General features: G+C 44.6%; 8 protein-coding genes. 6 read left to right on the forward strand and 2 right to left on the reverse strand.

Annotated features, from left to right (window positions below; all coding sequences use genetic code 11):
* Nucleotides 1–27 precede the first annotated feature (27 nt).
* Nucleotides 28–1,551, reverse strand: coding sequence for a membrane-bound lytic murein transglycosylase MltF (gene mltF / locus WDV74_RS04700; protein ID WP_338884920.1), 1,524 nt, complete (start codon nt 1,549–1,551; stop codon nt 28–30).
* Between the two features lie 266 nt (nt 1,552–1,817).
* On the opposite strand from mltF, the gene purL reads away from it, so the two are divergent.
* From purL to glnB, 6 genes are all read left to right on the forward strand, one after another.
* Complete coding sequence (gene purL / locus WDV74_RS04705; protein WP_338884921.1) at nt 1,818–5,702, forward strand: phosphoribosylformylglycinamidine synthase; 3,885 nt, start codon at nt 1,818–1,820, stop codon at nt 5,700–5,702.
* Between the two features lie 678 nt (nt 5,703–6,380).
* Nucleotides 6,381–7,820, forward strand: a complete 1,440-nt coding sequence (locus WDV74_RS04710) for a HAMP domain-containing sensor histidine kinase (protein ID WP_273559426.1) — start codon at nt 6,381–6,383, stop codon at nt 7,818–7,820.
* A gap of 5 nt (nt 7,821–7,825) precedes the next feature.
* Nucleotides 7,826–8,698 (forward strand): two-component system QseEF-associated lipoprotein QseG, encoded by an 873-nt coding sequence (gene qseG, locus WDV74_RS04715; protein WP_338884923.1) that lies wholly within the window; start codon nt 7,826–7,828, stop codon nt 8,696–8,698.
* A 2-nt stretch (nt 8,699–8,700) separates the two neighbouring features.
* The gene (gene glrR, locus WDV74_RS04720) at nt 8,701–10,038 is read left to right on the forward strand and encodes a two-component system response regulator GlrR (protein ID WP_273559430.1); all 1,338 of its coding nucleotides are present in this window, start codon (nt 8,701–8,703) and stop codon (nt 10,036–10,038) included.
* A gap of 107 nt (nt 10,039–10,145) precedes the next feature.
* Nucleotides 10,146–11,768, forward strand: a complete 1,623-nt coding sequence (locus WDV74_RS04725; RefSeq protein ID WP_338884924.1) for an NAD+ synthase — start codon at nt 10,146–10,148, stop codon at nt 11,766–11,768.
* Nucleotides 11,769–11,783: 15 nt separating this feature from the next.
* Nucleotides 11,784–12,122 (forward strand): nitrogen regulatory protein P-II, encoded by a 339-nt coding sequence (gene glnB, locus WDV74_RS04730; protein ID WP_045971762.1) that lies wholly within the window; start codon nt 11,784–11,786, stop codon nt 12,120–12,122.
* Between the two features lie 142 nt (nt 12,123–12,264).
* Here glnB and hmpA read toward each other — a convergent pair whose 3' ends face one another.
* A complete protein-coding gene (gene hmpA, locus WDV74_RS04735) occupies nt 12,265–13,455 on the reverse strand; it encodes an NO-inducible flavohemoprotein (RefSeq protein ID WP_338884925.1) in 1,191 nt (396 codons plus the stop codon).
* Between the last annotated feature and the right edge of the window lie 183 nt (nt 13,456–13,638).

The following is a 13,638-nucleotide window of genomic DNA, read 5'->3' on the forward strand; positions in this document are numbered from 1 at the left end:
TGGTCTGGGATGGTTGTAAAACGCCTCTTATTCGCCAACCTGGCTTCTAATTTTGTTATTGTCTTCTGTATTATTACCTTCCATGTTAGTTGTACCAGTTTTATCATTTTCAGTTTGGAGCACACTGACGATGGTAGTATCCGTTGGTGCTTCATTGCTCTTTGCTTTCTCGCGGTTGGCTTTTGCCCTCATGTATCCCTCCAGGCTCAAATAGTAGCGCCGAATATTTTCAACGTAGCGATAAGCTTCATAGCCACGGGCATAACCATATGTTGTATTGGCGTAATATTTTTTCTTGCTGAGCAAGGGAAGACGCGTTTTAACATCCAGCCAACTGTCTGGATTACTTTTTTGCGCAGCGGTTAACTTACGGGCATCAAGAAGGTGCCCATACCCCATGTTGTAAGCGGCAAGGGCAAACCAAATGCGCTCATCTTCAGGAATGGTTTTTGGCAAACGTTCCATCAGGTAGTTCAGATAAGCCATTCCTCCTTTTACACTCTCTTCTGGATCCAGCCGATCATGAATTCCAGCCCATTCTGCTGTTGGGCGGGTGAGCATCATTAATCCACGAACACCAGTCGGTGAAGTGGCTTGTGGATCCCAATGTGATTCTTGCCATGCAATGGCAGCCACCAATTGCCAATCAAGCGATCCCGCGTATTGTTGAAAAATTGGCTGATAGGTTGGTAAGAGCTTATCGATGGCACGAATAAATGAAATAGTGTCGAAATAATCGAATGAACCGACATGACTGAAATATTTTTCTTGTAGCCGCGACATAATGCCGTTTTCAGTCAACATACTGAAGAAATCGAGCATAGCGGAGTAGAGGCTATAATCGCCATTGCGTTTTAAATACCAGGTTAAAGGACTTTCTTCACTGACATCAAAAGCAACTGCCAGATTGGGATGAATACGCTGCTGCAAAGCTAAACTAAGGGAGTCACTGATGGTGTAGTCGATTTTTCCCTCGGACAGTTGTTCGAGCAATTGTTGCGTATTTTCGCGCGGTGTTTCTTCCCAACTTAATTCAGGATAAGACTTTTCTTTCCACTTTTTCAGCTCGCTTACATGGGCAGAGCCTGCCGTGACGATGAGTTTACCTTTTAGGTCGCCAAACGAACGTGGCCGTGCCTCCCCCTTGCGATAAACCAGTTGTTGTATGACAGAAGCGTAGGCAGGGCCGGTGCGTGTTTGATCCAGCCTATCTTTATTGTAGATAAGCCCGGCAGCCAGGAAATCGGCTTTATCGTTTTCCAAGTCGTCAAACAGTTGCTTAATGTTGGGACGAAACTTAATCACAAGTTTAACCCCCAGATAATCGGCAAACCGCTTGACTAACTCATAGTCGAATCCTGTCGGTTCATTTTTACTGTTAAGAGAGAGCAGAGGAGAGCTAATAGTGCTAACCCGCAGCTCTCCTCGTGCCAGAATTTTGTTTATCTGCTCCTGCTGTTTATTCGGCCAATTGATATTAAGGCCGATGATAGCAGCAGAAAGGAGCGTGATAATTACTATTACAAAGTAATTTATCTTTATGTTATTCAAATAGTTATCTCTTTTCAGAACGATTTGAAACCGTATGAAGTACAAGATAATAGCATGGTTAAATTTCCAGTAATTGAGAATTTTGCGTAACAAAAGGGAGATGTGCAACCCTATTAAACCCATTTTGGCATTTTATTGAGTGTATTGTTGGGTGGATAAATCACCACGCAAACGGTTTCGTCAGAGGAAACATTCCTCTATAATGCTTGCAGTTTCCCCTGAGACATCAGTCAGGCTTTGCGTCTAAGATGAGAGAACCTATTATTATGGAAATTCTGCGTGGCTCACCCGCTTTATCGGCATTTCGTATCACTAAGCTCCTTTCCCAGTGTCAAGATCAACATCTCCCTGTTACCGACATTTATGCAGAATACGTGCATTTTGCCGAAGTTAATACTCCAATCACAGAAGATGAGCGAGAGAAATTAAATAAGCTATTAAAATATGGTCCTTCTTTGGCTGAATTGGAGCCTAAAGGGCAACTTATATTAGTCACTCCGCGTCCTGGCACGATATCCCCTTGGTCATCGAAAGCGACAGACATTGCCCACAATTGTGGACTGAAGCAGATTGTCCGTTTAGAAAGGGGAATTGCCTATTATATTCAGGGTATTGGCATGGATGACGGGCAGTGGCAAACATTGTCGGCATTATTGCATGATCGCATGATGGAAAGTGTGTTCACTCAGTTTGAACAAGCTGAAGTCCTGTTTTCTCACCAACAACCTGCACCGTTAAAACAGATTGATATCTTGCAATTGGGGCGGGCAGCATTGGAGTCGGCAAATATTGAATTAGGGCTGGCTCTGGCTACCGATGAGATTGATTATCTGATGAGCGCTTTTCAGGCGTTGGGGCGCAATCCAACAGATGTTGAGCTGTATATGTTTGCTCAGGCAAATTCTGAGCATTGTCGCCACAAAATTTTCAATGCAGATTGGGTTATTAATGGTCAGGCTCAACCCAAGTCTTTGTTCAAAATGATCAAAAACACGTTTGAACAAACGCCGGATTACGTGCTTTCTGCTTATAAAGATAACGCAGCGGTTATGGAAGGCTCTAATGTTGGCCGCTTTTTCCCTGACTCCACCGGTACTTATGACTACCATCAAGAGTCAGCCCATATCTTAATGAAAGTGGAAACCCATAACCATCCAACCGCGATTTCGCCTTGGCCTGGTGCAGCAACGGGCTCAGGTGGTGAAATTCGTGATGAAGGTGCAACCGGACGAGGAGCTAAACCGAAGGCTGGGCTGGTCGGTTTCTCAGTTTCAAACTTGAGAATTCCTGGGTTTGAACAACCGTGGGAAGCGGATTTTGGTAAACCTGATCGGATTGTCAGTGCATTAGATATCATGCTGGAAGGTCCATTAGGCGGTGCAGCGTTTAATAATGAATTTGGGCGGCCGGCATTGGCTGGGTATTTCAGAACCTATGAAGAAAAAGTCTGTTCCCATAATGGTACAGAATTGCGTGGTTATCATAAGCCCATCATGTTGGCAGGCGGGATCGGCAATATCCGTGAAGAGCATATCCAGAAAGGGGAGATTTCGGTCGGCGCAAAATTGATTGTGTTGGGTGGGCCAAGCATGAATATCGGCTTAGGGGGCGGTGCGGCATCTTCAATGACATCAGGTCAGTCTGATGCTGATTTGGATTTTGCCTCTGTGCAGCGTGACAATGCCGAAATGGAGCGTCGTTGCCAGGAAGTTATCGACAGTTGCTGGCAATTGGGGGATAAGAATCCGATTTTATTTATCCATGACGTTGGGGCTGGTGGTTTGTCAAATGCCATGCCTGAATTGGTCAGTGATGGTGGTCGAGGCGGGCGTTTTGAATTACGCAATATTCTTAACGATGAACCCGGCATGAGTCCATTGCAGTTATGGTGCAATGAATCCCAGGAGCGTTATGTTTTAGCGGTAGCACCAGAGCAGTTAGCCCTGTTTGAAGAAATATGCCGTCGTGAACGTGCGCCTTACGCTGTGATTGGGGAAGCCACGGAAGAGCGACATTTACTGTTGAATGACAACCATTTTAATAATCAGCCAATCGATATGCCGCTGGATGTCTTGCTCGGTAAGACACCAAAGATGGTGAAAAATGTGCAGGTCTTGCAAGCGCAAGGGCAAGGTTTGGATCGCAAGGGTATTGATCTCGCAGAGGCGGTAAAACGCGTCTTGCATTTGCCCGCTGTAGCGGAAAAAACATTCCTGATTACGATTGGGGATCGCTCCATCACCGGTATGGTTGCCCGTGACCAAATGGTTGGCCCTTGGCAAATTCCAGTCGCAGATTGTGCTGTTACTACCGCCAGTTTGGACAGCTATTATGGCGAAGCCATGTCAATAGGCGAGCGAGCGCCGATTGCATTGTTGGACTTTGCGGCATCGGCGCGTATGGCGGTGGGTGAAGCTCTGACCAATATTGCTTCCACCTATGTCCAGGATCTGAAACGCGTGAAGTTATCAGCTAACTGGATGTCGGCATCAGGCCATGCTGGTGAAGATGCGGGTTTATATGCTGCCGTCAAAGCGGTGGGTGAGGAGTTGTGTCCCGCTTTAGGATTGACCATTCCCGTTGGCAAGGATTCGATGTCAATGAAAACCCGCTGGCGTCAAAATGGGGAAGAGCGTGAAATGACTTCACCACTTTCATTGGTTATCAGTGCCTTCGGACGAGTAGAAGATGTGCGCCGTACCGTGACGCCAGAGTTATCTACTGAAGATGACAATGCGTTGTTGCTGATCGATCTGGGTAAAGGACAAAATGCGCTGGGTGGAACAGCATTGGCGCAGGTTTATCGCCAACTGGGGGATAAAACCGCAGATGTTCGCAACGTCGAGCAATTAGCGGGCTTCTTTAATGCGATCCAGCATTTGATTTCAGAACAAAAATTACTGGCTTACCATGATCGTTCGGATGGTGGGCTATTAGTGACATTAGCGGAAATGGCTTTTGCTGGTCATTGCGGCTTGCATACCGATATCAGTGCATTTGATGAAGATATCTTGGCCGCATTATTTAATGAAGAACTGGGTGCGGTGATCCAAATTCGTGAGACTGACAGGGTGCAAATTGAAAACCTGTTGGCAGATTATGGATTAAATGAATGTGTGCACTATTTAGGTAAAGCCCAGGCGGGCGATGATTTTGTGATTTCCAGTGGCAATATGGAAGTTTATCGTCAGAAGCGCAGCACATTGCGCTTATGGTGGGCAGAAACAACGTGGCAAATGCAGCGTCTGCGTGATAACCCAGAGTGCGCAGATCAAGAACATCAGGCAAAACAGGATGTGGATGATCCGGGCTTGAATGTGGAATTAACCTTCAACCCTGTGGAAGACGTTGCTGCTTGTTATATTGCAAAACAAGTGCGTCCGCGCGTTGCTGTATTGCGTGAACAGGGCGTTAATTCCCATGTTGAGATGGCGGCGGCATTCCACCGAGCGGGCTTTGAGGCGGTGGATGTTCATATGAGTGACTTATTGGCGGGGCGGATCACATTAGATCAATTCCAAACATTGGTTGCCTGTGGTGGCTTCTCATATGGGGATGTGCTTGGTGCAGGTGAAGGCTGGGCGAAATCCATTCTGTTTAATCCACGGGTACGTGATGATTTTGCGAGTTTCTTCGCAAGGCCGGATACCTTAGCACTTGGTGTATGTAACGGGTGTCAGATGATGTCCAATTTGCATGAATTGATCCCTGGCACGGAACACTGGCCGCGCTTTGTCCGTAACCGTTCAGAACGCTATGAAGCCCGCTTTAGCTTAGTGGAAGTGGCAAACAGCCCTTCATTGTTCCTGAAAGATATGGCCGGTTCTCGCTTGCCAATCGCAGTGGCTCATGGTGAAGGGCAGGTGGAGTTCAGAAACGACCTGAGTTTAATGGAACTTGAAAAGCATCAGCAAGTCGCATTGCGTTTTGTGGATAACTACGGTTCAGTGACAGAAAACTATCCGGCAAACCCGAATGGTTCTGTGAACGGCATTACTTCTGTGACCAACCTTGACGGCAGAATCACCGTGATGATGCCTCATCCTGAGAGGGTATACCGCACAGTTAGCAACTCCTGGCATCCTAAGGAGTGGGGAGAAGATAGCCCGTGGATGCGAATTTTCCGTAATGCACGCAAACAGCTAGGTTAATAGCAAAGGCTCTGAAAATACATCAGGGCCTTTATTTTTTACGTTATTAATCATTTTCTTGGCAGTGTCTCTATCTCGCGACAAGAGTGCTTTTTAGTGTCTCAAAAATGAGACATTTAATTTGTTGATATTATTTGAAAAATATTTTTTGATGGTGAGGTGTCATAAATAGGCGACACTTATACCTATCAAATATGAATAAATACCGATAAGAAAATGCAATAAATCTATGTTTTTGTTTATTTTCAATTATATCAGTTATTTAAAAATAATTTTGTAAGTTGGCATGTAATGTGCATAATACAGAGCAGTTGCTCATTCAACTTTTTTATGTCGGCCCGCAATTGGGTGGAAACATGCCACATAAAGCCCGGAATGACGCCAAAGTAAGGTGCCTACCGTCCAACTTAATGATACTCGCCTTCAGGCCTTATCAAACACAGGACGACACGTGGAGTGAGGCACCGCCTACATGTTTACATGTAGGAACTTCACTGGCGGGATGGTAAAAAAAGTTACCGTCCCGCCATCATTATTACAGCCCACCCTGTTTATGTATGCATCCGCATCACTTTCAATGACTCATTGTTTCAATTATCCGTCGTTTTCAACTATTATTCTGACCATTTTCAATAAGAGAAAAGTCACTGTAGCATCAATGTCATTACAGGTTATGAGATGATTTCTTTGAAAAAATGGCGTTTATTTCCACGCTCATTGCGCCAGTTGGTTGTCATGGCTTTCTGGTTAGTGTTATTACCGCTCTTGGTTTTGGCTTATCAGGCTTATCAAAGTCTTGATCAGCTTAGTACCCAGGCTGCTGAGATTAATCGTTCAACGCTGGTGGACGCTCGCCGTAGCGAAGCAATGGTTAGCGTCGCCCTTGAGATGGAGCGTAGTTACCGCCAATACTGTGTATTAGGTGATAGTCGGTTAGAAAAGCTTTATCAACGCCAATATCGGCAATACATGAATATGCTTGGTAATCAGATGGCGATGCTAGCTAATGCAGAGTATACAAAGAAATTCAATGAATTATTGTCGGGCTTGAGCAACATTGCCTGTAGTAATGGGGCGCCAGAAGCAACGTCTTCTAAATTACTTGAAGAATTTTCCAGGGCTAATAATCTTTTGGTACAGGAAACCCGTAATATTATTTTTAGCCGTGGTGAACAACTGCAAAAAGATATCGCCGACAAAGGGCAATTTTTCGGTTGGCAGAGCCTTATTTTATTCTTGTTAAGTGCTTTCTTGATAACCTTGTTTACGCGTATGATCATTGGGCCAGTAAAAGGCATTGAACGGATGATCAATCGGCTTGGAGAAGGGCAATCATTGGAAAATCAGATTGATTCCTTTAAAGGACCACGGGAATTGCGATCATTGGCCCAACGCATTATTTGGCTGAGTGAGCGTTTATCCTGGCTAGAGTCTCAGCGTCATGAGTTTTTACGCCATATTTCCCACGAACTGAAAACCCCTCTGGCAAGTATGCGTGAAGGAACGGAGCTATTGGCTGATGAAATTGCTGGGCCTCTGACAGCAGATCAAAGGGAAGTTGTCAGTATCTTGGATAGCAGTAGCAGGCATTTACAGCAGCTTATTGAGCAATTACTGGAATATAACCGCAAATTAGCGGATGGCGCTGCCGAACATCAGATTGTTTCTTTAAAAGAAATTGTGAATAGTGTCGTATTATCACACCAATTGCCGGCACGGACAAAAAATATTCATACGGAAATTCAACTGGATATGGATTATTGTTGGGCAGAGCCTGGCTTACTAACACGGGTGATTGATAATCTCTATTCCAATGCAGTGCACTATGGCGCTGAATCCGGTAACATTTGGATTGCGAGTCGGCAAGTGGGGAAAAACCTTCAAATTGACATTGCCAATACAGGAACGCCTATCCCAGAGTTAGAGAAAAGTATGATCTTCGAGCCATTTTACCAAGGAAAACTGCAACGAAAAGGCGCAGTTAAAGGAAGCGGTCTTGGTTTGAGTATCGCGCAAGATTGCATTAAACAAATGCAGGGGGCGCTTTGCCTGGTAGAATCCGAATTTGCTGATGTATGTTTTCGAATTGAACTGCCATTAACCGCAGAGAATGACTAAATAATATGTATAACAGGTTTACTTACCGCTTTATGACGGAGACGGAACAGCAAAATATTGTGACTAACCCAATGAAAAAAATGGTTGTCAGGCCATCTATCTTGGCACGTGCTTCGGCCCTGCGCTTGCGGGCGATATTGCTATTGTGCGTTCCCTATTTGCTGGCAGGATGCGTTAAAACGAGTGGTTCAGACAATTTGACAACCCTGGCGCAGTCTATCCTGCCAGAACAAAATGTTACCGATTATCGTCTTAAGGATTGTGATGTAATCTGGGATATCACAAAGCCTGCGGCGATGGAAAACGGACTTTATTGGTTGAGATTTATCGATTGTACGGATCGGTTGACTTCGTCAGAAGCTCGTGAGACGGCGAAACGGTTTGCTCCAGAGACGCCGACTGATTGGCAGCAAGTGCTTAAGCAAAGTATTTTAATTGGCAGGGCGACTTCTGTATTAGCTGAACGCCGGAAAACGGTGGAAAACTTTAATCAGTATAGTGCACAATTTCCTATCGGTTTACGGCCATTACTTCAACTGTGGCGTGAGCAGCAATATCTGAAAATTAATCTTGCTGAAGAAAGAGCCAAATTCCAGCGCTTCCAGTTTGACAGTGATAACAAAATTGATCGTTTGAAAGAAACACGAGCACGTTTAGAATATGAGCTTCATTCAATGTCCCGCAAACTCGAAAATTTAACCGATATTGAACGCCAACTTTCCTCCCGTAAACAAGAACAAAGTAGCGTAGCTACTCCTAATACGAACACGTCACCGGATAATAAAGCAGAACTGAAAGAAAAACCCGCCCCAAACGCGGATACTAAAGTGGAAGCCAATCCTTCAGAAGAAAAATTAGAAGAAAAAGGAGCTGAATAATAATGACAGTACGCAATTCCGCCCATCTTCTTTTAGTTGATGATGATCCCGGCTTGTTAAAACTATTGGGAATGCGTTTGACCAGTGAAGGCTTTCGTGTCACGACCGCAGAGAGTGGTCATGAAGCGTTACGCATACTGGCGAGAGAAAAAGTAGATTTAGTGATCAGTGACTTACGCATGGATGAAATGGATGGTATGGCACTGTTTGCTGAGATCCAGAAACAGCATCCCGGTATGCCGGTCATTATTCTGACTGCGCATGGTTCTATTCCTGATGCGGTGGCAGCAACGCAGCAAGGTGTATTTAGTTTTCTGACCAAGCCTGTTGATCGTGACGCACTTTATAAAGCGATTGATGATGCGCTGGAACTCTCAACGCCAGCCATTGATGGGCAATGGAGCGAGAAAATTGTTACCCGAAGCCCTTTGATGTTGCGTTTACTGGAACAGGCAAAGATGGTGGCTCAATCCGATGTGAGTGTTCTAATTAATGGGCAAAGCGGAACCGGTAAAGAGGTATTGGCGCAAGCTATTCATCGGGCAAGTCCCAGAGCGAAGAAACCTTTTATTGCTATTAACTGTGGTGCCTTACCTGAGCAATTACTTGAATCTGAATTATTTGGTCATGCCAAAGGCGCGTTTACAGGCGCAGTCAGCAGTCGGGAAGGGCTATTTTTAGCGGCGCAAGGAGGAACATTATTCCTTGATGAAATCGGCGATATGCCGATGGCGTTGCAAGTTAAACTTTTGCGAGTGCTACAGGAACGCAAGATCCGTCCATTGGGGAGTAATCGGGATATCGACATTGATGTCAGAATTATTTCGGCAACCCACCGTGACCTGCCTAAAGCCATGCAACGTAATGAGTTTCGGGAAGATCTCTATTATCGATTGAATGTTGTTAATTTGAAAATTCCTGCCTTGAACGAACGCGCAGAAGATATTCCTCTCTTGGCTAATCATCTGTTACGTGACGCAGCTAAACGCCATAAACCGTTTGTGCGCAGTTTTTCCACTACGGCCATGAAATGCCTGATGGCAGCAAGTTGGCCGGGCAATGTTCGTCAATTGGTTAATGTCATCGAACAGTGTGTGGCATTGACGATGGCTCCGGTCATTAGTGATGCGCTAGTTACTCAGGCATTGGAAGGGGAAAATACGGCATTGCCGACATTCGTGGAAGCCCGTGGTCAGTTTGAACTGAATTACCTGCGTAAATTGTTGCAGATAACCAAAGGCAATGTGACCCATGCCGCTCGTATGGCAGGGCGGAACCGGACAGAATTTTATAAATTGTTGGCACGCCACGAGCTGGATGCTAACGATTTTAAGGAATAACTTTTCTGCTCCTGCAAAAATTCTTACACTGAGTAGAAATAAATTGCTTTGCTGCTAAGACCCAGTAAAGCAGATAGATGATTTATGGCCCAGGAGAGCCGCATTCTATGAGTCGTACTCTTAATATCGCTCTTGCCCAGTTAAATTGGTTGGTAGGAGACATTGAAGGCAACAGTGAACGTATGTTGCAGACAGTTCGGGAGCAGCAGGCAAAAGGCGCTGATCTGGTTATGTTTTCTGAGCTGGCGCTGTCTGGCTATTTTCCTGAAGATTTGTTATTCCGTTCTGATTTACATCAGCGTTGCCGTGAACAATTGGTACGTTTGCAACAAGCAAGCGCTCAGGTTGGTATCTTGGTAGGGCATCCGTGGCAACAGGATGGCAAACTTTACAACGCACTTTCCCTGTTTTGGCGAGGGGAAATTGTGGCTCGTTACTTCAAACAGTTATTGCCAAACTATGGCGTTTTTGATGAAGAGCGTTATTTCGACGCGGGTGATCAAAACTGTGTTATCCCATTCAAGGGTTATAACCTTGGTTTGTTGATTTGTGAAGATTTGTGGTTTGATGCTCCCATTGATGCCTTGAAACAGGCGGGGGCAGAAATCGTCTTGTCGATTAATGCTTCTCCTTATAATCGTGAAAAACCGAATATCCGCAGTACATTAATTAAATCCCACTGCCAGCGTACTCATTTGCCAATTATTTATCTTAATCAGGTGGGGGGGCAAGATCAGCTTATCTTTGATGGTTGTTCTAAGGTCTTTGATGCCAATGGTGAAATAACCCATCGCATGGCGGCATTTGAGGAACAGGTTGAACAATGTCGTTTCAATGAAATGAACATTGAACCTATGGCAAATCCGATCCCTCAATTGCCCCCTCTGGCGCAAATTTATAAGGCGTTAGTGCTTTCTGTACGTGATTATGTGCAAAAGAACGGTTTTAAAGGCGCTTTGCTTGGTTTGTCAGGTGGGATTGATTCAGGGTTGACATTGGCAATTGCTGTGGATGCTTTGGGTAAAGATCACGTGCAGGCGGTCATGATGCCATTCCGCTATACCTCAGAAATAAGTATCCACGATGCCAGAGAACAAGCAGAATTGCTGGGGGTTGAATTTGACGTTGTTTCCATCGAACCCATGTTTGATGCGTTTATGGCACAGCTTGACCCCATGTTTGCGGGAACAGAAAAAGATACGACAGAAGAGAATTTACAGGCACGTTGCCGCGCAGTGATTTTAATGGCAATGTCTAACAAGCGTCGTCGCTTGGTATTGACCACCAGTAACAAAAGTGAGTCGGCAGTCGGGTACTCAACCCTGTACGGCGATATGGCGGGTGGCTTTAATGCTTTGAAAGATGTTCCTAAAACGATGGTATTTGCATTGGCTAAATATCGTAATACCGTATCTCCGGCGATCCCTCAGCGTGTGATTGATCGTCCACCGTCAGCGGAGTTGGCACCAAATCAACTGGATCAGGATAGCCTTCCTCCCTATGACATTCTGGATGCGATCCTCGAAGGGTATGTTGAAAAAGATAAATCAGTGGCTGATCTGGTATCCGAAGGTTTTGATGAAGCCATTGTACGCAAGGTGATCCGACTGGTTGACATTAATGAATATAAACGTAGCCAGGCACCTATTGGCCCACGCATTACGCAGCGTGATTTTGGTAAAGATCGGCGCTACCCGATTACATCTGGTTTCGGGCGTAATAATTGGTAATTACAGGAAAACTTGATGAAAAAGATTGATGCAATTATCAAACCTTTCAAGCTGGATGATGTGCGTGAAGCGCTGGCTGAAGTGGGTATCACTGGTATGACGGTGACAGAAGTGAAAGGGTTTGGCCGTCAGAAAGGGCATACTGAACTGTATCGCGGCGCAGAATATATGGTGGATTTTCTGCCAAAGGTAAAAATAGAAATTGTCGTACCGGATGATATTGTTGATACCTGCGTCGAAACAATCATGCAGGTTGCACAAACAGGCAAAATTGGTGATGGCAAAATTTTTGTTTTCGATGTTGCCCGTGTTGTGCGCATTCGTACCGGCGAGCAGGATGAAGAAGCGATTTAATCAAGTCACTAAAATCACCTGAAAAAAGTGATAACGGAAATATTATCAGTTATTCCATATCCTAACTTAATGTAGGAGATGAGGAGTGGAAATATCCGATTTTTATCCGCTATCACTTATCTTGTTTATTCGGTGAACTTTACTAAATGACTTTGTGTGGGCCAAAACATTCATAATGGATATGTTGTTCATCAATGCCCATTGCCAGCAGCTGTTTGGCGATATGTTGCATGAAAGCCACAGGCCCACAGAAATAGAATTGCATCCCTTTTACCGCTATTGCATCCTTCACGAGCGATAGATCCATCAGCCCAATATGCTGGTAATGTATGCCTTTCTGATCTATATCTCTGGGTTCACGATACCAAACTTGTGAATACAAATTAGACATAGATTGGGAAATTTCATTCACCTTATTGGCAAATGCATGATGGCCACCATGCTCTGCGGCGTGGAACCAATTTACTGCACCAATATGATGTTGGTTATGCAGGGATTGCAGCATACTCATCATTGGTGTCAAACCAACCCCGGCAGAAATCAGCGTAACTGGCATATCAGGTTGTACATCAAGGAAGAAATCACCGTGTGGTGCAGCTAGCATCACAATATCCCCTTCCTGTACCTTATCGTGCAGATGGTTTGAAATTTTGCCTTGAGGTTCACGTTTGACGGCAATTTGGTAACTGGTTCCGTTTGGCGCGGCAGTCAGTGAATATTGGCGGATTTCACGGTTGTCAAATGAGGGATCTTCTACATAGATTGCCAAGTATTGCCCTGGTTTGTAATCCATAACCTTGCCACCATCAACAGGCGAAAACTCAAAGCTAGTGATAACATCACTTTGTGGTTGTTTCCGGCTAACACGAAACTGACGTAGATCACGCCAACCTCCTTCCAGGGATTCACCACTTTGATAAATTTCCTCTTCTCGATTGATAAAGACATTAGCTAATACGTTGTAAGCTTCTCCCCAGGCGTTGAGAACTTCGTCACCAGGATGAAACATTTCATCAATCGTTGCCAGCAGGTGCTTACCGACAATTTGATAATGCTCAGGTTGAATACTGAGGCTGGCATGTTTATGGGCGATTTTTTCTACGGCAGGTAAGAGTGCTGACAGATTATCGATATTGCCAGCATAAGCACAAAGGGCATTGAAAAGTGCCTCCCGCTGATCACCGTTGATCTGATGACTCATATTAAAAATATCTTTCAATTCAGGGTTATACTTGAACATCCGCTCGTAAAAATGCGCAGTTAGCTTAGGACCTGTAGAAACAATTAATGGAATGGTCGATTTTATGGTTGCGATAACCTGACTATCTAGCATGGGGATCTCCTGAATTTTTCTCACATAATGCTGAAATTTATAAATTGCATTTTAAATGCAACTTATAGGGTTTGGGAATGAGTCAAATTAAGAAAAGATGATTATCTCTTCTTAAATCAAAAAAATAGAATTTTAATTAACGTGGATCACGATCAGGATCACAAATCTCAGTAATAAATCCAT

The sequence above is a fragment of the Xenorhabdus sp. TH1 genome (assembly GCF_037260955.1).
Taxonomy (GTDB): Bacteria; Pseudomonadota; Gammaproteobacteria; order Enterobacterales; family Enterobacteriaceae; genus Xenorhabdus; species Xenorhabdus griffiniae.